A 23,861-nucleotide genomic window follows, 5' to 3' on the forward strand; every position below is an offset into this window, starting at 1 on the left:
GATATGAGGGAATTTCTTTTAATTCTATTTATCCAATTTACCGTGTTTACCTGCTATTCTCAAAATTATTATAAATTGGAATGCGATTTTTCAACTACAGGTACAGTGTCAAGAGCTAGAACTATAGTAAATGTTTTGAAAGCTAATGGAAATTCCGAAGAAGTTTTTGTTGATTATTTCGAAGGAGTTAATGGAGAAAAGAATATTATATCTGTCCTGAATCTAGATTCAAAAATAATTGAATTTACAGTCGAAGTTTTTTGGTTTCAAGCAGAAAAATTACCCATAGGTAGCTGCAGAAATTCTGAAGCCATTATCTATGATTCTGCCAGTTGCAATAGTACATTAAGTGTTAATTGTAACAGCAACGGGACGTCCAGTGGTTTACCTGGTTCTGTTAATTCTGTTGTCCAAATTAATGGCATTAATATAGTATCTCCGGAAATAAATGAACCTTTTTCCCAATGTAGTCCTATTTCAATTCCTGTTATTGCAAATTGTAATAATTTAGATGTTGACAAATGGTATTATACTCTACAAGATGGAACTATTCAATATCTTGATGGCCATGATGGCGAAAATCCAATTGTATTTTTACCATCTGAATTGTCCAAGAATTCTGTAGATTATATTAACAATCCTGTTAAATTAACAGCTCGATTTGTACTTTACCCTAAAGCTTTTAATACTATTATAGATATAAAAGCATGTTCCCCCACCCTTATCCCTGAATTAACATCAACAGGCAACACAAGCTGTTATGGTACTAACGACGGTGCTGTTACCCTAACCTTTGATAACGATGTAGATCGTGCGGAAGGGTATGAAATGCGTTATTTTATTTATCAGGGAGACCCTCCTGAAAATCCAGGGCTTTTAGACCTGGAAAGCGATAACCCTCCATTTCCAAATCAAGCTTTCGCCGATCCCCTTGGAATTGATATGGAACCCTTGGCCGATGGCAGTGGGAATTACTCCGGAACATATGCCGGACTGGATGGTAGTAGTACCGTTGACAATGGCAATACAATACTTAATCATGCCGACTATTACATAATTTATCAGGAGGTGCGTTATAATTTTCCAAACCCCGGAGACGTTGAGGTGAAAAGTGGAAATATTACTCCAATGTTCACCATTGCCAGACCCACAGAAATAAGTTTGTCCCTAGAAAATATAATTCAGCCTAATTGCGCTGGAGAAATGGGGTCTGTCACATTAACTGGACAGGGCGGAGGATTCCCTCCCAATGAAAATATATCCTTGGAATATGGCATTCAAGGCGATGATGATAGCTGGCAACTAGAACCCACGTTTTCTGACCTTGCATCAGGCACCTACATTTTTTTAGCGCGCAGTACAGATGGGTGTGTAAGCCTACCTACTGATCAAATTACGATATCCGAGCCTACAGAATTAACCTTTTCAACACCATCTCACGGTAAAACATCATCAAGTATAGCGATGGATGGGGTCATCAGCATATATTATGATGGAGGAACTCCCAATTATACTTTTGAATTGACCAAGGAAAACGAAACTACTCTAGAATTTGAAACAATTACAAACCCCAAATTATTTCACAATAGTCTAAACCAAAAGGTTGAATTTCAAGAACTAGGAATTGGCACCTACAGGGTAACTATAACAGACACCAAGGGTTGCAATTTAACTTCCGAAAATATTGAGGTTACAACAATACCACCTCCCGAGATTGTTGACCAGCAAGTGAATCAAATAGTCTGTCCCAATGGTAGTGATGGAAGTATCTCTTTATCTATTTCTGGAGGAGTCCTTAATTATAACTACCAATGGACTATTAACGGGCTCATATCCCCCATTCAAACCACAGGAAATCAAACAATCTCACTAAACAATCTATCAGAACCTGGAGAATATATTTTAAAAGTCGCTTCAACCGGCTTTACCGATTTTAATGAACCATCTGGATACGCCAGTACCACTATCACTATGAATACTCCAGAAGAGGTAATTATCACTTCCGTTGAGCCAACTAATATTAGTTGTTTAGGGGCACAAGATGGATCTATTGCAATCAGCACTTCCGGCGGCTTAAACTACGAATATAAATTGGACTTTTTCGATATATGGAAACCTCTTAACAACGGAATGATTCCTATATCCAATGGTGGATTCTATGATGTTTATCTTAGAAACGAGAATAATTGTGAAGCCAATCCTGTAATTAATGTATTGGTCTCAGAACCGGATGAACTTACAGTTTCGTCGACTTCAGATAATGCAACTACAAATGGTGGAAATCAAGGGAGCATTACGCTCAACATAGTTGGAGGAACACCATTTTCCGGTCCTGCAGAACCATATGTGATTTCGTGGACCAAGGACGGTCAACCCTATTCGATCCCAACCGGATCTACCGGTTCCAATCTTATCAACTTGGAAGCTGGCGAATACATAGCTCAAATCACCGATGCCAACGGTTGTTCATCCACTAGTAACCCACCAATTACTATAAACCAACCAGATCCATTGGAAATTAATAGTGTTTTAATTCAAAAAGAAATCTCTTGCTTAGATGCCGCCGATGGTATTATCATTGCCGATGTAAATGGAACCTCACCAATTACTTTTGAATGGTATTTAAACGGATTTCCTTTTCGCACCTTGATCGATAATAATACTTTAACTGATATTGGACCGGGGGATTATCAACTTTTCCTCAATGATGAATCTTCAAATACTCCCTTGGAAAGTGAAGTAATCACCGTGACATCACCATTACCTATTTCGGTTACTACAGACATAAGCCCTATCTCATGCTATGGAGGGAATGATGGTATTATAAGAGTCAATGTTATTGGAGGCACAGGAAGATTAAACTATCAAATCACAGGGCGGTCACAACAAACCAGCCCATTATTCGACAATCTATTTTCAGGCACATATTCCCTAATAGTAACCGATGAAAATGGTTGTACTTCTGTTCCAATTGATGTTTTTGTTCCTGAGTCAACGGCAATTCAAATATCTGAAAATACCATAGTACCTGTATCCGTTTCGGGAGGAAATAACGGAGCAATATCTATTTCAGTGCTAGGGGGAACCAGTCCGTATACATTTGAATGGTCAGGTCCCAATGGATATACCAATACTACCCAAAACATTTCCAACCTCAGTACTGGATCATATACCCTGATCATAAGAAGCTCAGGAAACCAAGGGGGTATAGATGGATGTTATGCAACTGAAACCTTCTTTGTGGATGAGCCAGGGCCACTTGCCATATCCAATATTACTACTACAGATGTAAATTGTAAAGGGGAAAGCACTGCAGGTATTACCACTACCGTTACCGGACAAGGAAACATTTTGTATGCATGGACAATGGCTGATGGAAGCCCCATAGTAATGAGTAATGGTACGGACGGTCCAAATATCTCTGGTATTGCTGCTGGCAGCTATATTTTAACCGCGACCAACAGTATTGCTACCGTGTCAACCAATCCAATCATTATTGCTGAACCACTTTCCCCATTGGCAGTAACCAATATATATGTTACCGATGCAAGTTGCTCTGGAAGTAGTGATGGATCCCTTCAAATTGAGGCTAGCGGAGGTACGGCACCGTACACTTATTCGTTGAACGGCACCGACTATCAGAGTTCCAATGTATTTAACAATCTACTTTCCGGAGACTATACTATTCATATTCAAGATAATAAGGGGTGCACACTAAGCTCAAACACTGTGGCTTTACAACAACCTCAACCATTATACTTTTCAATTGATGAACAGCATACAATATCTTCTCCCAATGCATCGGACGGTGCCATAGGTATAACTGCATGGGGAGGAACTGGGGATTTAAATTATAGTTGGACAGGACCTAATGGGTTTACCTCAATGGATGAAGATATTATTGACTTAGCTGCTGGGGACTACGTACTGACAATTACCGACAATAATTATGTTCTCAACAATGACCATGGCTGTATGTTGATATCGGACCCCATCACCATCTCTGAGCCTAGGGCCCTTATAGTCGACCTTGTTCAAACCGTAATGCTCGAATGTAACGGAGATGATTTTGGTGAAATTACGGCTACCGTTCAAGGTGGAGTCCATCCTTATACCTATGAATGGTTTGAGGCAACACATAGTAATTCTATCTTGGAAGAGAATACAGAAATTATTGGAAATCTCTCAGCGGGACAATATTTTGTCAGGGTTACTGATGCCAACGCTATTTCGGTAGATGCGACCCCCATAAATATAGAACAACCCGAAATACTGGAAATAATAGCAGATGAAATCACAAATGTGCTATGTGATGGTTCCGCTGATGGAATCATTACGGTTTCCGTATCAGGAGGAACCGGCCCATATAACTACTATTGGAGCAATGGGTCTACCGATAAAAATTTATCTGGCCTAGAATCTGGGGAATATACTGTGGAAGTTTATGATGATAATGGTTGTTATACGGAGGCGACATTTACCATTCAACCTACATCTGATCCAGTGCATATAATAAATGCAGCGGTAAGCAATAATTCGGAATACATGGCCAACGATGCAAGCATCTCTATTGAAATTGGAGGTGGGACCTCACCGTATGCTATTGATTGGGTCCGACTTTCGGACAATATGGCAATGGGAAGCAACCCGGAAATTACTAATCTACAAGCAGATTCCTATGAGGTTTTCATTTCTGATGCCACTGGGTGTTTTATATCAGAAACCTTTGAAATAAGCGAACCTGGTATTGTGGAGGAAACCATAAAACACCCCAGCTGTTCTGGCCAAAATGATGGGAGTATAGAGGTCATAGTAGATCAAGGTAACGGCAATTTCTTTTATAGTTGGGACACTGGCCAAACAACAAACAACATCTATGATTTAGCTCCGGGAGAATATACCTTAACTATCAATGGGCTGGGTGATGTTCCATTAACAAGAACTTATCTGATTGAAGAACCAAGGTCCCTAGAAATTGATTTGGGAGGGGACAGGACCCTTTGTTCTGGGCAAGAGTTGGTGTTAAATGCTAGTATAGACGATTACAATGCCACTTACAGTTGGACTTCAGATAACGAATTTTATAGTACAGCCCCAAGCGTTACTATTAATAAAAGTGGCACTTATTCTGTAGTTGTTTCCAACCAATATGGGTGTACGGGAAATGCAAGTGTTTTTGTTGATGTATCAAATGATGAAATCACAGCAGAATTCGCCGTTTCAAGTCAAGTTTTTGTAGGTGAACCGTTAATTGCTGTGGATATAAGCTATCCCCTGCCTGAAACCCAAACCTGGATTTTGCCAGAGGGCGCAACAATTTTAAAAGAAGATTCGGACGAGACTGAAATGGTATTCTCTGAGCCTGGTGAATACGAAATAGGGATTATAACGCAAAATGGTGAATGTTTCGCAGAACAGACCAAAAAAATTCTGGTTGTTAAGAATGAGATATTAACGGAAGAAGGGCAGATAGAACCAGATAGGTTGATTACAGATTTTATCATTTATCCCAATCCGACAAATGGAAAATTTACTGCCGACATTGGCCTTTCTGAGAGGGGCAATATCAATATTAAGATCTTTAATTTTGCCAACAATGCCCTTATGTCCTCCAAAAAGGACAGGGGAGAATCTTCTTATACCATACCCTTTGATCTCTCTGGCCTGCCATCTGGAGTATACGCTGTGTTACTGGAAACCCCTTTTGGAAATTCATTGAGAAAGGTTATTTTGAAATAATCGTTTCCAAAAAAAGGTAACTGCCAACACTAACCCTACTCCTCCCAAAGTTCTTTTGCATAGATAGCTATTAAATGGGTCCTGATCTTAAAGGAGGTTTCCAGGCTATCCTGGGGTAACTGTACCATCATGGACCGGGAAGGCATAGCAGGCATATGGCAGGCAATACAGCTATTGGACATTTTGTTTTTGTCTGCCTCTACAACCGTACACATTTTTACATTAGTATTGTGGCACTCCATACACTTACTATTAAAGTGGCTCGTATTGCCCCTTTCTTTTTTATGTGGATCATGACAGCTGCTACAATCCATGGTAGTGGTTTCCTTAAAACAACTGCTTTCTATTAATAGCCCGTATTGGTTGCCATGTACATCCAATGTTGTCTCCGCAGTGCTTGTAGACATATTCTTGGAATACGCACTCAAATCCTCCCCAGGCAAATAAGAAAATGAACCGCCCTTTAGCAGTACGTTCCTTAAACCAGAATGACATTGGGCACACAGGTCCAATTGCCGTTGCCGTGATAGCGAATCTATCTGTAGGGTGTAATTGGCAACCTTGAGCCCCGGATTTTGCCTGTGAAAGGCTACATGCTTGGCCGAAGGCCCATGGCAGCGCTCACAATCTATACCGTAAATCATGGCGTTTTTATTAAACCTGTTGCCATGGGGATTATCCGCAAGGGGTTTTGCAAAGGTAACATGACATTTTAGGCAGGCATCCCTTACCGGCCTTTGTTCGTCATAATAGGTAGGATAGCCCGGACTATTCACCCAGCCATCTGTGGGGGTATAATAAGAAGCTTGTAATTGGTACAAAGCGTCCTTATCCCAGCTTAGGTACGACTGCCCCCTTACCCCTGATCCAATTACGATATCAAATTTTGAAGGCGGGATCTTTGTGGCCCTATTTTTTATTCTGGTATGTTGATAAAAGGAGTCTTTTTCCGCCAACATGGTAAACTCCACGTCCTTTAGATCCAAAATATTCTCCCCTTCCTTAAAACTACCCTTAATATGAACCGAATCTGCAATGGCGGAGGTATTGAAATGTGCAGTATTTATATAGTCCTTAAAAATAGCTGCGTGACATTCCCTACAGGTTTGCGACCCTACGTAATGTTCTCCATTATCATGGGTGGCCAGAACTTCTGGGCTGTAATAATCAGACTCCGTTTTTACATTCTTGCAACGATATATAACAGAGGCCAACCCCAATAAGAGGATGACCAATGCTATATTCCCGAAAAATCCATTATGGCCTGTCTGCATAGAGGCGTATTCTCCATTTTATGTTACACTTGGTTCATATAAACCCATCCCCTTCTTTCTAGGTCTATAGTGATTAGAGGATAGGTGGTAGCAAAAATGTCCCTTAATCCTGTAATCCTTGGCAATACGAACCTAATTGACCTTTATCAATTGCATATAGTCATCATTTTTGGCCACCAAGATATGTTTCTGCCCTTGAAGGTTTAATAATTCCATTCCACGGACATCACCAATAATTTTAAGACCGGACTCCAACATGGTCTTAGCAACAAAGTCGCCCTTGCCGTTACCCTGCAATAACAGACCAAAACTGGAATCGTTTCTAGGGGTCTCCACTTCCGCATTGTATAAGTTGCCCGCTAAAACCACATCTAAATTGCCATCCGAATCAAAGTCGTCTACCACAAATTTATTGATACTGCTAAGCTGCGCCAATTGGGGCAAGGGCCTCATGGTAAACTTCCCCTCATTGTTCTCTAGGTAAACACTGGCAAAGGAGGTGATCTCATAGCCCAATGATTCCTCCAACATCTTATCCGTATATATTTGGTTGAGGGAGGCGCTTGCAAAAGAATTATAATCCTGGAATTTAATCTTAATGGCAGGCATTTGCTGGGAGGAACACTGGCGGCCCCGAACGGGAAATTCTTTTTCGCCCTTCTTATAACTCAGTACAATATCTGCTTTATCGTTGCCGTCAAAGTCATTTAAATACACCTTAAAAGGTGATTCCGGACTGGCTTGGTATTTATAATTTTGGCCCAAATTACCTACTATAAGGTCTAAGTCCCCATCATTGTCAAAGTCTCCTTTTTCAACGGAAAACCACCAGCCAGAGGTATGTCCGGGCAACAGCTCTTGGGACACCTCCTTAAACACGCCCTTGTTATTTTTAAAGAATTTGATGGGCATCCATTCCCCAACCACAACCAAATCTTCCCAGCCATCCTGGTCAAAATCTACCCAGGTAGAGGAGGTTACCAATCCCAATGACTTTAAGTCTGGCAATCTACTGGCTGTAGCATCTACAAATTTCACCCCTTGGGCACTACTTACATTTTCCAAGAAATAGGAATCTGCAGGATAAGGGTACTTCTTAGGGACCAGCCTGCCTCCTATAAACAAATCCAAATCTCCGTCCTGGTCAAAATCCGAAGCCGAGACATTCATTCCACTTATCTTAAGGTCTGGCAGTGCTTCTTTATTACGCACAAAGCTATTCTGTCCTTTATTTTCGTAGAAACGATCTTCGTAGCCCTGTGATCCTGGTTTAAATTCATTACCTCCACTGGCAATGTAAAAATCCATATCGCCATCATTGTCGGCATCAAAAATCAGAATTCCCAAATCTTCGTAATATTTGTCCTTTACCAGGTCTGGGATTTCCAATTCCACAAAGCCCTCCTTATTGGAGTTTTGAAGAAAGACCGAAGTGGGCTGCCCAACCGCACCGCCAACTATATAATCGTCCAGGCCATCGCCGTTTAGGTCCCCTGTAGCCAATGAGGGGCCCAAGGTAGAATTCTTATGGGGCAATAATACTTCTACTTCAAAGTCGTTAAAAACATTTTCATTGTGCTTAAAAATATTGGGGGTTTCAACGGTTTGGAACCGCTTGTTGCCTACCGCACCATTGTTGTTATCTACAATAGCTTCATTTTCCTTATAATCTATTACCAGTCTTTGATTGGATTTGATCTTGCTTAATCTGCTAGACTTCCCATTGGGCCATGCCACAACAATACTATCTACTTGTTTGCTGTCCCCAAGGCCAAAGTGCAATAGGGGAGAGACAGAGGATAAATATCCGCGAACGGTATTGTGTTCCTGAACCTGTAGACCGTCCTTGGTGTACAATGATACCTTGCTCCCATTGGGCAGGACCTTTCCTTTACCATCTAGCTCAATGGTAAGCTGATGGCCACCGGTAGAATTGTTGCGGTAAACACCCGCCGTATCCTCCAGATTGTTGATTACCAGGTCTAAATCCCCATCATTGTCCAGATCAGAATATGCCACTCCATTGGAAAAGGTCTTTTCTCCAAATCCCCATTCCTTGGTCTTCTTTGTAAAGGTGAGGTCCTTATTATTTTGAAAAATATAATTGCTCAACTTCTCAGAAGGTAATTCCTCCAGATATTTCAACAAGCCAACCTCTTCTTCCTTGTTTTTGTAATTGGGGTCGTTTTCCATCTTATCAAAAAACTCCCGGTGCTTACCATAGAAATCCTTGTTGTTTACATCCCTGCGTATACCGTTGGTTACGAACAGGTCTTTCCAGCCATCATTGTCGAAATCTGCCAGCAGCCCTCCCCAACTCCAGTCGGTAGAGGAGACTCCGGCCAATCTGGATATATTGCTGAACAAGGGTAGCTCTCCTTCTTCATTGCCATTGTTCAATTGAAGTGAATTTTGCATATACTGGTGGTGCAAGCCTATGTTTACCGACTTGTAAAAGGCATCCGGATCCATAGAGGACATATTGGCCTTGGACCTAAAGTTGTCTTCTGCAGACATGTCCAGCTGAAAAATATCCATAAATCCATCGTTATTAAAATCTGCGATGTCCGCACCCATTCCAAAAAATGAGATCTGTTGAAGACTGGTATTGATCTGATTGGTAAACGTACCATCCTGGTTGTTAATAAACAAGAAGTCCGGGGCATTAAAATCATTGGAAATAAAGATGTCCGTATAGCCATCATTGTTAACGTCCGAGGCAACCACTCCTAAGCTAAGTCCAAAAGAACTTAGTCCGGCTTCTACGGTTACATCGGTAAAATGGCCGTTGTCATTCCTATACAATTTGTCGGAATCCTTTTCTTCATGATGGTCCAGCATATACTGGTAGTACTCCACAGGGGCCGTAAAACTGGTTGGTGGATAATTAATTACATATAGGTCCAGATCGCCATCCTTGTCATAGTCAAAAAAGGTTGCGTGCATACTTATCCCATCACAGTCTATCCCGTATTCCCCGGCCTTTTCTGTAAAAGTATTATCCTTGTTATTAATATAAAGCACGTTGTTGTTAGGACCGTATTTACCACCTACGGAGCAATAGATGTCCAGGTAGCCATCTTGATTTATATCTACAAAAGTAGTACCTGAATACCACCTGTCGTCACCCATAATTCCCGCGCTTTCGGAAATATCCTCGAACTTCATGTTTCCTTTGTTCAGATAAAGCCTGTTCTTGACCATATTTCCCGTAAAGAAAATATCTTCCAATCCATCATTATTTATATCTCCCAAGGAGACACCGCCCCCTAAGTACATATATGGATAAGTAAAATAATTATAGGAATGGGTCTCGGTTAGCGTATTGGCAAAATCAACACCCGTATCGGTTGCATCAAGCTTGGAAAACAAAGGCTTGGGCTTGTTGGTACATGAAAAGAACAATAGGCCCAATAAAGTAAAGTAAATAAATCTGCTCATCATCAATCTGTGTTATCTAAATATCCCTAAAATAAGAATAACCCCGCAGATAAGTGCTAAGGGTCATTCTTATGATTGGTTAATTATATTTATTATTAATAGCCAGGGTTCTGGATAATAGAGGGGTCCTTATCAATTTCCTCTTGTTTAATAGGCATAAAATACACATGGTCCTGCCATATTCTATTTTCAAACACTATATCCGTTGGTCTGTAGTTATAGTCAAATAAGGCGGTATCCTTTCTATAATCGGTCACCGTGGTACCTGGCTTTTGTGTTGCCTGGATCAATATCTGCTGTACAGGTTTGTTTAGCGATTGAGGTCCTTCCAGCCATCGTTTCATATCAAAGAGTCGGGCATCCTCATTAACCAGTTCCTTATCCCTTTCCCTTTTGTAGAGCTCCAACAACTCACCTCCTGAGGCCGTTACTGCTGGCAATCCGTTTCTAAACCTAAGTTTATTGAGCCAAGTTATGGCTTCCCCTTCTTCCCCAGTGTTAATATTGGCCTCCACATAGTTCAGCAACACCTCTGTGTACCTAAGGTAGGGAGCATCAACTTTTTGTAGGTTATTGGGCCAGGATGCTGGTTGTCTGGGATCAGCAAATTTTCTGAAGTAATAGCCGGTCCTGGAACCGTTCCAGTCTTCTATAGGTCCCTGCCTTGTATCCACTCCATTTATAATAGTCCCATCAGATAGGGTATAGTAACCGGTCTGAATCTCATTGAACTTATCATATTTAACTACATCATCGGTCCTTTGCTTCCATGAACCCCCGTCATACAAGAAGGTACTATAAAAACGTGCCTCTCTATTATCGTAGGGAGCTGCGGCATGTGTAGGATTGTCCCAATCAAACTTGGTCCCATCCGCAAAATCATATTTGGAAACCAAGGCTTCTGTAGGTGTGGTCCCCGCCCATTCGTGATATCCATTAGGGCCATGGTACAAGGCTACCATTCCGGGTCCTTGTGACCAGCCGTCCCCTCCAGGGTAGGTTCTGGAACCAAATCCGAACTCTTCCACCAAACGTCCCCAAATAAAATCTTGGTTCTGGTCTCCCTGAAGCCATATATCCTCATAGTTCTGTATAGCTTCTTCTTGTGAGGCGGGCGCGGTGTAATCCAATTTATATCCCGTGGTGGCATCCAATAGGGCCTTTGAGGCCACTTTTGCGGCTTCCCATCTGTCTTGTTGGGAACCGCTGGTCCACCCAATAAGTTCTGGATGGGCATAAGATGCAATGGTTGAAATATTAGCAACCTTGGAAGGCTCGTACAGGTCACTTGCCACATGGGTAAGCACCCTGGATTTCAAAGCCAAAGCGGTAATTTTGTGAGCCCTTGCAGGGTCTATTGGTGCTTCTTCCAATAAATCGATTGCGGTATCCAAATCGGATAATATTTGATTCACTGTTTCCGCGAAGGTCGCCCTTGGGTTGCTTGCCTCACTTTCCAAGGTCAGGGGGTCTGTAAGCAGAACCACACCTCCAAATTGCCTCATGAGCTGGGAGTAGTAGAAGGCTCTCATAAAATATGCCTCTCCAAGTAATCTATTTACCAAAGTCCCATCTATTTCCGCTTCATTGGCGGTAAGATTTTGAATGGCAATATTGGCACTACGGATAAATGGATATAACTGTGGCCAACTCATCCATTGCATGTCCATGAAATTCCCGGCCGGGTTCATCTTTCCTTCCGTGTACCCGTCCACGCCCCTACCGGGGTGGGTAAATACCGCCTGATCTGTAAAGGCATCCGTTGTCTCTTCACGGGTAAGCGTTCCGGCCCATGTTCCCTGATACAGATCCAATACGGCGGCCTCTGCAAGCTTTTTATCAGCCCAGACATCGTCTTCCGCCACTTCACTAAGTGGGGTAGTTTCCAAGAAATCCTCGTTACATCCCACAACCAGAAATCCGAAGACCAAAAAGGTTGTCAATTTTATAATATTCTTCTTCATTTCAGTATTTTTTAAAATGTTATTTGCAATCCGGTAATTATCGTCTTCAACATAGGATAGGCGCCACCATTGTTTACCGCGCCACCACTCGCATCTCGTGTACTACCTACGTCAACACCATTTTGGGTTACCTCTGGATCAAAGGGAAAGTCAGTTATCGTTATTAAGTTAGTACCAGATAATGAAATACGCAAACTTTTTGCCCCAAATTGTTTGATAATATCCTTGTCAACACTATAGCCGATCTCCAAAGTCTTTAGACGGAAAAAATCCCTGGTAATAAGAGCATAGTCTGTTTGTCCGGAATACCATTGGTCTCCCCTGTCTGCCAATCTAGGAGCAGGCGCATCCGGATTGTCTATAGACCAAGCACGATCACGTACATCACGCTGCACATTGGCCAAGGTACCGGACATAAAGCTCCACTCATAAGTGTTGTATCCACCGGCTGATCCTGTCCAGTACATGTTAAAGTCCAAATTCTTATAGTTAATTGCGGTGTTCCATCCAAACTGGGTATCGGCGAAAGCACTTCCCCCAACCCTGGTCTTGTCCTCTGGACCAATTTTACCATCACCGCTAATGTCCACTACCCGGGCATCACCTGGTTTAAGGGCAGGGGTTACTCCACTATAATCCAAAGTTTCTGCATCAATTTCGGCTTGAGAACGGAAAACCCCATCAAACTTATAAAGTAGCGGTCTTCCTATTTCCCCACCTGTTTCACGTTGCCATGGACGGTCTGCCAAATCTGGCTCATCAAAGAACACCAACTTGTTATTGGAGTCACTAAAATTAAAAGTTAGGTTATAACTAAAACCTTTCTCGTTTCCTCCATTGAGCCCAAGTGTTATTTCATAACCGGTATTTTCAAATTCACCGATGTTAATAGCTGGGGCTGCAATACCACTGTACTCTGGCAAGGTCTTTTGCGGCGTGGTCAAAATATCCGATCTTGAATTCTTGTAGATATCAAAACCTAGCGACAACTTACTGTTCCATGTCCGCAAGTCAAAACCGGCGTTCCGTGAAGTTGCAGTTTCCCATGATATGTCAGGGTTGGCTACTTTACTTTCGAAGGCGGTTGTATATACAGGTCCTAAACCAGTAGCCGACAATTCATATGTTGAGATATACTGAAAAGGCTCTACATTGTCGTTACCCAATTGTCCCCATGAACCTCTTAACTTAAAGAAGTTTATAAATGGTAAAGCTTTCTGAAAGAAAGGCTCTTCAGACACTACCCATCCAGCAGATACTCCTGGAAAGAATCCAAAACGATTGTTTTCTGGGAACAAGTAAGAGCCATCGTATCTAAATAAGCCCTCCAATAAATACTTGTCCTTATAGGTGTAATTTAACCTACCGTAATAATTTAAACGGGCCGTTTCGTATCCATTACCAAAACTATTTTGGCCGTCATTACCACCTACGTCCAACTGCGCCAGATCACTGGACAGGAAGAATCTTCTAAAGGCTCCAAAGAAACTTTGTTCCGATTCCTCACGGGTAACACCACCCAACAGTTTAAAATAATGGTTTCCAAACTCTTTTTCATACGACGCATTCAAGGACGCTGTAAAGTCGGTCAAGGTTGTATGCTGTTGATTTAAACTAGGATCCCCAGGACCTCGATCGGCTGCAGTTAACCCGGAAGAATTCCTGTTAACCCCATCCCAAGTATACAATTGCCAAGGACGTTGCCACTGTTTAAAATCATAGTTCATTTTGTCATATGATATGTTTGTCATAAGCTGCAATCCCTCTACACCGGGCACATCAAACGTCACGCCTATGTTACTTTGCACATAATTAGTGCTGTTATCATTATATCCTGGCAGATCTGTAACCCTAATGGCCGGATTGTTTCCATTTTCTATATCCGGACCAAATTCTCCAGTTGGCCAATAAGCAGGAAACCAAGGATATTGTCTTACCAAGTCGTTAAAAACATTACTGGGCGAATTGGTAGCTGTATAATTCTCTTCCTGGCGCGAATAGAGCCCAACGTTCATTTTAAGATGGTCATTTATTCTCGCATCAAGGTTAAGCCTTAGGTCGTACTGCGTATAGCCTTTTGGTGCATTTTTAAAGTTTACATCCTGTCTTAGATGCCCCAAAGATGCCAAATATTTCACGTGTTCCGTTCCACCTGATACCTGTACCCCTTGTCTTTGAATAGGAGCCCCGGTAGTGGTTACTTCCTCCATCCAGTCCGTATCCGGATATTCCCAGGGATCATCGCCCGCGGCAGTCCTTTGAATCCTTTCTGTGGTGTATGTGGGGTTCAGCACTTCGCCATTAGGCCGAGTGAAAGGCCTACCTCTTACCGCATTTGCATCTGCCCACTCATCAGTAGGTAATTTGTACACATTTAAAAGGTTAACCAAATCCATGTATTCGGCACCGGTCAACATATCCGGAGTAGTGGTAAAACTCTGTAATCCGTAGCTACTTGTAATCTTAACCTCCGGGGCACCTATTTTACCCCTCTTGGTAGTTACCAATATAACCCCATTGGCAGCTCTGGCCCCATAGATGGCCGCAGAAGCATCCTTTAGTACCGAGATACTCTCAATATCTGCTGGGTTGATCCTAGTAATACCTCCGGCACGATCCGGAATACCATCTATAACCACTAGAGCAGAGGAATTATTAAAAGTGTTGGTTCCCCGTACCCTTATTCCTGTATTTTCGGCACCAGGAGCGGCATTTCCTGTATCAATGTACAACCCAGCCACTTTCCCCGCCAAGGCAGTACCAAGATTAGGAGAAGAAGACTTTTCCAAATCCTCTCCGCCTACAGTGGCTACAGATCCGGTCAAGGTCGCTTTTTTCTGTGTGCCATAACCTACCACAACCACCTCTTCTAGCTGACTGGCATCTTCCTCCAAGGTTACATTTATTGTAGATTGATTGTTTACTGCTACTTCCTGGGTCTTGTACCCTATGTAGCTAAATACCAAAACTGCATTGTTTGCAACATTGGACAAGGTGTAATTACCATCAAAATCCGTTTGAGTACCATTGGTAGTTCCTTTTACAACAATACTCGCTCCAGGCAGGGGGCCTGTTTCATCCGATACCACACCGGAAACGGTTTGTTGAAGCGTTTTGGGATTAATTCTGTCTGCCTTGTCATTTGCATAGGTGATCATACTAGGGATGATCATGGCAAACATCAAAACCGAAAGCTTGATCTTGTGCTTCCACTTTGGCATGTTTCCTGCTTGAACAGAAAACCTGGTTTTTTTCTCCATAATGTCAATAGTTTAGTTAGTTAGTTAAGCTCCAAAACAAATGGCAAACAGATTTTTTTTTCATTTTAATCCGCATCTGCCCCGTTAATTTCTTTACCATGGTTAAAAATGTAACCACTAATCTTAGAAATTCTCGGAACCCTAATTGCGTTTAAAAGAAGTAAGAAATCGAAAAAGAACTACCTTTTTAGATTGATTTCACATACAGTCAATGCCACTATCTCAGAGTACTTAAGCACCAAATATATTAAATATATGTTAAAGTTTAGTAATTTGTTTGTTATTATGGTCTGTTAATTATTCGAGGTAATAAATTATCAACTCATTATCAGGGTGTTCTAACTGTGGATAAAAAAATAAATTGTCATAAAATTTTAACATTACAACTATTTAAAGTAAATGTTATAAGTAGCTATTTTAACAAAAACACCCACACCTAATTTCGTATTTGTTAAACAAATTTTATGACCTAAAACTGTACAGAGCAAGCGTTGTTTCTTGTTTAAATAAATGGTGGCTTTTTTTTGGATAATAAGTCTCCTCTATTTCTTAACTTAGTATAATTGGTTGACTCCCATAAGATAAACCTTTGTATGCCAAAAAGTGCACACCACAATGCTGAATATTAATCAAAACCACCCATATGAAACTAGGAGCCTTTTCTATCAGCCTAAGCGTTAAAGACCTAATGCTTTCCAAAGAATTTTATGAAAAATTGGGGTTTAGCGTATTCGCTGGGGACCCCTCCATGAACTACCTGATCATGAAAAACGGCAACGCATTGATCGGGTTGTTCCAAGGGATGTTCCCTGAGAACATTCTCACCTTTAATCCAGGCTGGGATCAAGATGCAAATACCCTGACCTCATATGATGATGTGAGAAAGATACAGAACCATCTAAAAAGCAAGGAAATACAATTGATACAGGAAATAGACGAAAAATCCGAGGGACCCGGGAGTATCACGCTAACCGATCCCGATGGAAATCAGATTTTGATAGACCAGCATGTTTAATCCTTTCAAGAGGCTATTATAAATACTTGGCAAACAGCATAACCGCAGCAGCTATATAAAACTTCCATATATTTGAAGAATAAAATTTCAAATTAAGATGAGCAACAAGCAATTGACCATTACGGCCACTATAATGGCAAAACCTGAAAAACGCGAATTTGTAAAACAGGCCCTCTTAAAACTTATACCTCCTACCTTAAAAGAGGAAGGCTGCCTAAATTATGATCTGCACCAGGACAATGAGGACCCGGATCGTTTTTTCTTCTATGAAAATTGGGCCAGCTATGATCTCTGGCAAAAACACCTCAATAGCCCTCATATCAAAGCCAACCAAAAGGCTACCGAAGGAGCAATTGAATCGGTAACCATTGGACAATTAAGCCCTGTACAATAGGCAAAAGCAGATGGTGGGGAAAACCAATTAAAAAAATTCCCTACCATCTTGGGCACCACTAATACCTTTAACTTATGAAATCCATAGCAAGCTTTTTTCTCTATTTTATCTTATTCTGCGGTACCGCACAGGAACAGGCCATAAGACTTGGGGTTGCAGGGCTATCCCATGGGCATGTTGGCTGGATCTTGGGAAGGGAAAACAAGGAGGATGTGGTTATGGTAGGTATTGTGGAAACCGATCGCAATCTGGCTGAGAGATTGTCAAAAGCCCATGGTTTTCCCATGGAAATGGTCTTTAATACTTTGGATGAGATGATCGCAGCCGTAAAACCCGATGCCGTAGCCGGTTTTGGGAGCATATACGATCACCTGGCCATAGTAGAGGCCTGCGCACCAAAAGGCATCCATGTAATGGTAGAAAAGCCCTTGGCCGTAAGCTTGGATCACGCCAAAAAAATGAATGCCCTTGCCAAAAAACACAACATACATTTGCTTACCAATTATGAGACTTCTTGGTACCCTACCAATGTAAAGGCCTTTGAGCTGCTGCAGCAAGGCACCATAGGTGAACTCAGAAAGGTAATTGTTAGGGACGGACACAAGGGACCTAAAAAGATTGGGGTCAGCAAGGAATTCTTGAGTTTCCTTACCGATCCGAAACTAAATGGCGGAGGGGCCATTATGGATTTTGGGTGCTATGGGGCCAATCTAATGACTTGGATACAACAGGGTAAAAAGCCGAATAAGGTTACAGCGGTAACGCAGCAGCTTCAACCGGAAAACAATCCAAAAGTAGACGACGATGCCACTATTATCCTATCCTACGATACGGCAATGGCTATTTTAGAACCTTCTTGGAATTGGCCCATAGGACGTAAGGACATGGAGATCTACGGGGTAAAAGGGGTTGTTTACGTCGATAACCAGCACGACCTTAGGCTGCGTATTGCAAAAGGCTATAGTGGTTATGAGGAAGAGCAGTTTAGGTTGGAAGAAAGACCTGAACCATTTAACGACCCATTTAGTTTGTTTGCCTCTGTAATCAGGGAGGAAACAGTCCTGCCTCCCTACGATCCCTACTCCTTGGAAAATAACATGATTACCATGGAAATACTGGACGCCGCCCTTCAAAGTGCCAAAACACAGCGCAGTGCAGAACTTAAAAAATAGCCCTACCAAACATATCCATAAAAATAAAGCAAAATTTTTGTGTTTTATGGTGCCTCAAGCTGTCTTTCCCAGTGGCTTATAATGCCCAATTTCCCCCTTGTTTTTATAACCTTAAAACCAATGGAGATCTCTTTTTAAGCTTAACTTTTTATCCATTTGTAGTTATGGGGCACTCTAGCATCCAACAGATCCACCTTTAAGGATTTGGCAGTGTTTTCCCCCATAGCAAACGTGCTTTCCATATGGCTACTTTCATATACGGTAAAGCTTTTGTTTCCTGTTAACCACAAATTCACCTCATAGGTATGGGAACCGTCCTTTTTTAATTGCCTAAACACCGATACGTACGCTACATTTGGTAGTTGTTTCCAACTACCTACCTTGATAGGGCCAACGGAATACTCCGTTTTATAGGTGTTGTCTTTTAGATTAAAATAAATACTTTTTACCGAGGAGAACACTACTCCCTGTGCAGCACATATAATAGCGCTATAGCACAGCTTCACATTCCATCTATTGTCTATCCCTGCCTTTGGAAACAGCTCATAACCAAAAAAGAAGGTGGCCAGTAAAAGTACGGCCAAGGTATAGCATGCCGCAGCCAATAGGGTCTGCCATAGCGGACGGACCCCTTCCGTAATAATTACATTCTTGTTTCCCATTGGTGTTAAAACGACAAAAGTCATACAATTTGTATGACTTTTGTTAATTTATATATTGGATAGGCCTTAGTCTGCCAAAACAATAACCTTATTGTTTTTCATCTCAACAGTACCACTGCTAATTGCCAATACTGTATCGCCATTGGATGCCTTTGAGAATTTTTCCTCATGAGCTCCATCCAATTCCACATTTCCTTTGATCTTTACATTACCCGCCTGTAGTATAGAAACAATAGGGGCATGATTGTTCAACATTTGAAATTCACCGTCTACTCCGGGTAGCGTTACGGCTGTAACCTCTCCTGCAAATAGGGTTGCTTCTGGTGATACAATTTCTAGATACATATTATTTAAATATTTAGTATTGGGTATTCTTGGATACAGTAATTAGGCAACTGTATGGAACGCCCTTTACCAGTTTATGCTTCGGCCAACATTTTCTCACCAGCCTCTATAGCTTCCTCTATGGTTCCTTTAAGGTTAAAGGCAGATTCTGGAAGGTGATCCAATTCTCCGTCCATAATCATATTAAATCCTTTTATAGTGTCCTTAATATCTACCAATACACCTGGGATACCTGTAAATTGCTCCGCTACGTGGAAAGGCTGGGAAAGGAAACGCTGTACACGTCTTGCCCTACCTACTGCCAGTTTATCTTCTTCTGACAATTCTTCCATACCTAGAATGGCAATGATATCCTGAAGTTCTTTATATCGCTGTAAAAGCTCTTTAACTCTTTGCGCACAAGCATAGTGATCATTTCCTAGAATGTCAGCTGTCAAAATCCTAGAAGTAGAATCCAATGGATCCACCGCAGGATAAATACCCAACTCGGCAATTTTACGAGACAATACCGTTGTAGCATCCAAGTGGGCAAATGTTGTTGCCGGTGCTGGATCCGTTAAATCATCCGCAGGTACGTAAACCGCCTGTACAGATGTAATGGAACCTCTTTTGGTTGATGTAATACGCTCCTGCATGGCACCCATTTCAGTTGCCAAGGTAGGCTGGTAACCCACAGCTGATGGCATACGTCCCAAAAGGGCCGACACCTCTGAACCTGCCTGGGTAAAACGGAAGATGTTATCTACGAAAAACAATACATCTTTCCCCTGACCTTCACCTGCACCATCACGGAAGTATTCTGCAATGGTAAGACCTGAAAGTGCTACCCGAGCACGTGCTCCGGGAGGTTCGTTCATCTGTCCAAATACGAAAGTCGCTTTGGAGTCTTTCATCGCTTGTTTATCTACTTTGGATAAATCCCATCCGCCTTCTTCCATAGAGTGCAAAAAGTCGTCCCCGTACTTAATAATACCGGATTCCAACATTTCACGAAGCAAATCGTTCCCCTCACGGGTACGTTCTCCAACCCCTGCAAAAACAGAAAGTCCACCATGTCCTTTTGCAATGTTGTTGATCAATTCCTGGATCAATACCGTTTTACCAACACCTGCTCCACCAAACAATCCAATCTTACCACCTTTGGCATAAGGCTCAATTAAGTCGATTACTTTAATTCCAGTAAACAATACTTCGGTAGAAGTAGACAAATCCTCAAACTTAGGAGCATCCCTGTGAATAGGAAGACCATCTTTACCGGCTTTGGGCAAATCCCCAAGACCGTCAATAGCATCCCCGATCACGTTGAACAAACGACCATAAACATCATCTCCTACGGGCATTTGAATAGCGCCACCTGTTGCATTTACGGCAACTCCCCTACTTAATCCATCGGAAGAATCCATAGAAATAGTCCTTACCGTATTTTCACCTACATGTGACTGTACTTCCAAAATTAATTTAGAGCCGTCTTTATTGACGATTTCCAAAGAATCATAAATTTTGGGAAGGTCCACTCCGGACTCAAATTCAACATCAACAACCGGGCCGATGATTTGGGAAACTTTACCTGTAACTTTAGACATTACTTGAGTATTTACGTTTTACTGATATCTTTAAATTAAAAACACCGCATACTTACCGCTTTGTTTTTAAGGCTGCAAAGATATGTTTTACTTCTTAAAACGGAAACTACTTTTTCCTTTTTTTACCAATAAAAATGGCATCAATTCTTTTGATGCCATTTTTTGGATAGATTTTTTAAGTAAATTTTGTATGCCTATGGATTTATGGTCCAGGATAAATAATATTGTGATCCAATATATCCTGTACCAAAGGCGGTATTGTACTCATCTCCCAGAACATTGGAAGCTCCCAATTTAAAAGCAGATTTAATACTTGCCGCCTTATAACTAACTTGGGCATCCACAACATGGTAGGCCGGTATTTGCCCGTCACCAAAGGTAGCCTGCCATAAATAGGTATCACTCCATCGCCAAGCCACATTAAATCCAAAGTTCTTAAACAATTCAGTATTGCCAAAAGTGGCCTTCACCTTATGTTCCGGGGTATTAAAATTGGTTACGAAGTCAGGATCCTGTGATTGGTCAAAGTCCAATTTTGCATAGGTATAGTTCATTCCCAGATCATAATTGCCCCATATTTTAGTATTGATTCCCAGGGCTGCACCATAAGAGTTTACCTTGGCATCCGTATTGGTATAGGCTTGGTAGCCCTGCCAATCGCCATTGGCCAGTGCCACGATGGCAGCAGGAAGCGGACCGCCTGGTGTTGGAACTGTTTGGGTTAATTGTACGTCACCATAAAATGGTACTACCACATTCTCTCCAGATAAAAAGTTCTTATATGAATTGTAATAGGCGCTAACATCCAAGGTTACCTTATTCAATTTTCCCCTATACCCTAATTCATAGGAAGTAACCTGTTCTGGTTTAACCATTTCCGGATTGGCCACTACCAGGTCGGCAGGGTTCTGACTCTCTGAAAAAGCGGTGGCCGAAGCTGCAGAAAAAGAGTTATTGTACACCCCTTCACCTGTAAAGTTCAAGGTAGGTGTTCCAAGAATGGCCGTACCTGTAGGACTCAAATCAAAAGTCCTTACTTCCCTGGCAGGATTATCAGGTGCGCTACCTACTAGAATACCCCTTCCTGCATTCAACCCAATATATAGGTCTTGGGTGGTAGGATTCCTAAACCCGGTTTGATAGGAGGCCCTTATATTATGGTTGCCACTTTCCCCGGCAGTATACCCCAAGGATAGCCTTGGTGAGAAAAACCCATCAAATAGTTCGGATTTATCATAACGCAGGGAAGCGGTTAGTTTTAATCGGTCTTCCTCCATAAATTTCTTTTGAACCTGTGTATATAGACCGTATTCGGAATAGGTTATGGGACCGCTGGCATCGGTATAAATAGTACCAAAGGAATTTAGTCTGTATTGTCTATACGAGCCGCCTAACTGAATTTCGGCAAAGTCTATTAAATGACCCAAATTGTAGTTGGCATCTGCGTGATAGAATTTGGAATTATCCTGAAATTTGGATCCACTGGTTAGATCCGGGTTCGTGGTAACGCGGTTAAAGGCGCTTTCAAATTCTGCTGTTCCGGGAATTAAGCGACCTGTATCTGCGGCCTGTCTTGCCAATATATGCGCTTGATCCGATGGCACACTTTGTGAAACTGCACCCACATAAGTGCCCACATACTGCCCAAACCAAGTGCTGTTGTCTTTCCATAAATTATTAATGTTTATGCCCGTAAACACCATATCATAGGAATCACCGGCCTTGTCCTCGTTTAAATAGCCGCGAATGAAAAAATTATCATTTCTGATTTCAAATTTGTGCTGTTGCATGAAAAAATTATCAATGGCATATCTGTTGGTACCTTGATATATGGTACTTCCTTTCCCTACCTTCCCTACATAGGAAAGCTCAAGATCATTTCCCCAAGGACGATAGTACAAGCCCCAGTCGGCTTTTATACTTTCTGCCTTATAATCCGTTAGGGCCGCTTCATCATAACCGGTTCTGCTAATTACCTGTGAAGGGATCAAGGCTACTGCTGCGGGGTTTAGCAAACCCTTATCCACAAGCTGAGCAGCAACTACTTGCATGTTTTCCGAGGCTTCATCCCCATAAACGTTAATACCGTCATAGTCTGTGGATGCCCTTGTTGCCCCTCCGCCTTGTTTTCCGGCCGTATCATTGGCCGCCCAATCTGTACCTTTTAAATAGGCAAAATTGACCTTACCGGCAAATTTATCACTGAACTTGTGCGCCGCTCTGATTCCAAAATCGGTATAGGCATTGTCCCCGGCCGCTTCCTGTGAGGTAAGTCCCCTTTTAAAATAAGCGCTGATACCAGGATGATCAAATGCGCTTTTGCTTCGCATAAAAAGAATCCCGTTAAAGGCATTGGCCCCATATAGGGCAGAAGAAGCTCCAGGAAGCAATTCCACACTTTGAACATCGGTTTCAATCATCCCCAGCAAGTTTCCCATGGGGAAGTTGAGCGCAGGGGTGGAATTGTCCATTCCGTCTATCAATTGCATAAAACGCGTATTGGCAAAGGTGGCAAAACCCCTGGTGTTTATGGCCTTAAACGTTAAACTGTTGGTGTTGATGTCTACCCCTTTTAAATTTTCCAGCCCATCATAAAAATCTGCCGAAGCAGTATTTTGGATGTCACGTAGACCAAAACGTTCTACCGTAACCGGGGACTCAAAAATACGTTCTGGGGTTCTTGAGGCAGATATCACCACCTCATCCAAACTAGTTTGCTCCTCATTCATTACTATGGCAAGGGTCTGATTGTTCTGGGTAACTTCTGCAGTGGTGGCATTAAAGCCAATACTGCTTATGGTCAAGGTGAATGGAGGGAGTTCCGAAGTGTTCAGGATAAAGTTGCCATCAAAATCGGAAACCGTACCAATGGCCTTGCCAGAAATCACAATGTTGGCCCCAGGGATGGGGTCGTTGTTCTGATCTACAACATTCCCAGTTATGGTCGTTTGGGAATAGGTTACAAGACCAAACATTAAAAAGATTAATACAAGAGAATTTCTCATACTTTTT

Annotated in this window: 12 protein-coding genes; 4 read left to right on the forward strand and 8 right to left on the reverse strand. The window is 41.9% G+C overall.

Going from position 1 to position 23,861, the window contains the following annotated elements; all coding sequences use genetic code 11:
• The first annotated feature begins 3 nt into the window (after positions 1-3).
• The gene (locus tag EHW67_RS05645) at positions 4-5,739 is read left to right on the forward strand and encodes a T9SS type A sorting domain-containing protein (RefSeq protein ID WP_126161382.1); all 5,736 of its coding nucleotides are present in this window, start codon (positions 4-6) and stop codon (positions 5,737-5,739) included.
• Positions 5,740-5,774: 35 nt separating this feature from the next.
• Here the strand turns inward: EHW67_RS05645 and EHW67_RS05650 are convergent, their stop codons facing one another.
• From EHW67_RS05650 to EHW67_RS05665, 4 genes are all read right to left on the reverse strand, one after another.
• Complete coding sequence (locus EHW67_RS05650; RefSeq protein WP_126161383.1) at positions 5,775-7,013, reverse strand: multiheme c-type cytochrome; 1,239 nt, start codon at positions 7,011-7,013, stop codon at positions 5,775-5,777.
• A gap of 132 nt (positions 7,014-7,145) precedes the next feature.
• A complete protein-coding gene (locus tag EHW67_RS05655; RefSeq protein WP_238389849.1) occupies positions 7,146-10,457 on the reverse strand; it encodes a VCBS repeat-containing protein in 3,312 nt (1,103 codons plus the stop codon).
• Between the two features lie 92 nt (positions 10,458-10,549).
• Positions 10,550-12,418: a RagB/SusD family nutrient uptake outer membrane protein gene (locus tag EHW67_RS05660; RefSeq protein WP_126161384.1), complete on the reverse strand. Its 1,869-nt coding sequence runs from the start codon at positions 12,416-12,418 to the stop codon at positions 10,550-10,552.
• A gap of 11 nt (positions 12,419-12,429) precedes the next feature.
• Positions 12,430-15,678 carry a SusC/RagA family TonB-linked outer membrane protein gene (locus EHW67_RS05665; RefSeq protein ID WP_238389851.1) on the reverse strand — a complete coding sequence of 1,083 codons (3,249 nt, stop codon included), beginning with the start codon at positions 15,676-15,678 and terminating at the stop codon, positions 12,430-12,432.
• A gap of 643 nt (positions 15,679-16,321) precedes the next feature.
• Between EHW67_RS05665 and EHW67_RS05670 the strand changes: the two genes are divergently transcribed.
• The 3 genes from EHW67_RS05670 (at position 16,322) to EHW67_RS05680 (ending at position 18,259) form a co-directional block, all read left to right on the forward strand.
• The gene (locus tag EHW67_RS05670; RefSeq protein WP_126161385.1) at positions 16,322-16,693 is read left to right on the forward strand and encodes a VOC family protein; all 372 of its coding nucleotides are present in this window, start codon (positions 16,322-16,324) and stop codon (positions 16,691-16,693) included.
• A 97-nt stretch (positions 16,694-16,790) separates the two neighbouring features.
• On the forward strand, positions 16,791-17,087 hold the full coding sequence (locus EHW67_RS05675; RefSeq protein ID WP_126161386.1) for a putative quinol monooxygenase: 297 nt from the start codon (positions 16,791-16,793) through the stop codon (positions 17,085-17,087).
• 74 nt (positions 17,088-17,161) lie between these two features.
• A complete protein-coding gene (locus tag EHW67_RS05680; RefSeq protein ID WP_126161387.1) occupies positions 17,162-18,259 on the forward strand; it encodes a Gfo/Idh/MocA family protein in 1,098 nt (365 codons plus the stop codon).
• A gap of 140 nt (positions 18,260-18,399) precedes the next feature.
• On the opposite strand, the gene EHW67_RS05685 is transcribed toward EHW67_RS05680, so the two are convergent.
• The 4 genes from EHW67_RS05685 to EHW67_RS05700 all read right to left on the reverse strand — a co-directional run bounded on the left by EHW67_RS05685 (position 18,400) and on the right by EHW67_RS05700 (position 23,854).
• Entirely contained in the window at positions 18,400-18,945 is a 546-nt protein-coding gene (locus EHW67_RS05685; protein WP_158285078.1) for a hypothetical protein, read from the reverse strand.
• A 42-nt stretch (positions 18,946-18,987) separates the two neighbouring features.
• Positions 18,988-19,266: a FoF1 ATP synthase subunit delta/epsilon gene (locus tag EHW67_RS05690; RefSeq protein ID WP_126161389.1), complete on the reverse strand. Its 279-nt coding sequence runs from the start codon at positions 19,264-19,266 to the stop codon at positions 18,988-18,990.
• A 74-nt stretch (positions 19,267-19,340) separates the two neighbouring features.
• A complete protein-coding gene (gene atpD, locus EHW67_RS05695) occupies positions 19,341-20,849 on the reverse strand; it encodes a F0F1 ATP synthase subunit beta (RefSeq protein ID WP_126161390.1) in 1,509 nt (502 codons plus the stop codon).
• A 194-nt stretch (positions 20,850-21,043) separates the two neighbouring features.
• A complete protein-coding gene (locus EHW67_RS05700; protein WP_126161391.1) occupies positions 21,044-23,854 on the reverse strand; it encodes a TonB-dependent receptor in 2,811 nt (936 codons plus the stop codon).
• Positions 23,855-23,861 lie beyond the last annotated feature (7 nt).

Origin of the sequence: Arenibacter aquaticus (assembly GCF_003957295.1) — a bacterium.
Taxonomy (GTDB): Bacteria; Bacteroidota; Bacteroidia; order Flavobacteriales; family Flavobacteriaceae; genus Arenibacter; species Arenibacter aquaticus.

Coding starts and splice junctions, on each gene's coding strand:
- EHW67_RS05645 (WP_126161382.1), top strand. CDS start 4: ATGAGGGAATTTCTTTTAATTCTATTTATCCAATTTACCGTGTTTACC.
- EHW67_RS05650 (WP_126161383.1), bottom strand. CDS start 7,013: ATGCAGACAGGCCATAATGGATTTTTCGGGAATATAGCATTGGTCATC.
- EHW67_RS05655 (WP_238389849.1), bottom strand. CDS start 10,457: ATGATGAGCAGATTTATTTACTTTACTTTATTGGGCCTATTGTTCTTT.
- EHW67_RS05660 (WP_126161384.1), bottom strand. CDS start 12,418: ATGAAGAAGAATATTATAAAATTGACAACCTTTTTGGTCTTCGGATTT.
- EHW67_RS05665 (WP_238389851.1), bottom strand. CDS start 15,678: ATGGAGAAAAAAACCAGGTTTTCTGTTCAAGCAGGAAACATGCCAAAG.
- EHW67_RS05670 (WP_126161385.1), top strand. CDS start 16,322: ATGAAACTAGGAGCCTTTTCTATCAGCCTAAGCGTTAAAGACCTAATG.
- EHW67_RS05675 (WP_126161386.1), top strand. CDS start 16,791: ATGAGCAACAAGCAATTGACCATTACGGCCACTATAATGGCAAAACCT.
- EHW67_RS05680 (WP_126161387.1), top strand. CDS start 17,162: ATGAAATCCATAGCAAGCTTTTTTCTCTATTTTATCTTATTCTGCGGT.
- EHW67_RS05685 (WP_158285078.1), bottom strand. CDS start 18,945: ATGACTTTTGTCGTTTTAACACCAATGGGAAACAAGAATGTAATTATT.
- EHW67_RS05690 (WP_126161389.1), bottom strand. CDS start 19,266: ATGTATCTAGAAATTGTATCACCAGAAGCAACCCTATTTGCAGGAGAG.
- atpD (WP_126161390.1), bottom strand. CDS start 20,849: ATGTCTAAAGTTACAGGTAAAGTTTCCCAAATCATCGGCCCGGTTGTT.
- EHW67_RS05700 (WP_126161391.1), bottom strand. CDS start 23,854: ATGAGAAATTCTCTTGTATTAATCTTTTTAATGTTTGGTCTTGTAACC.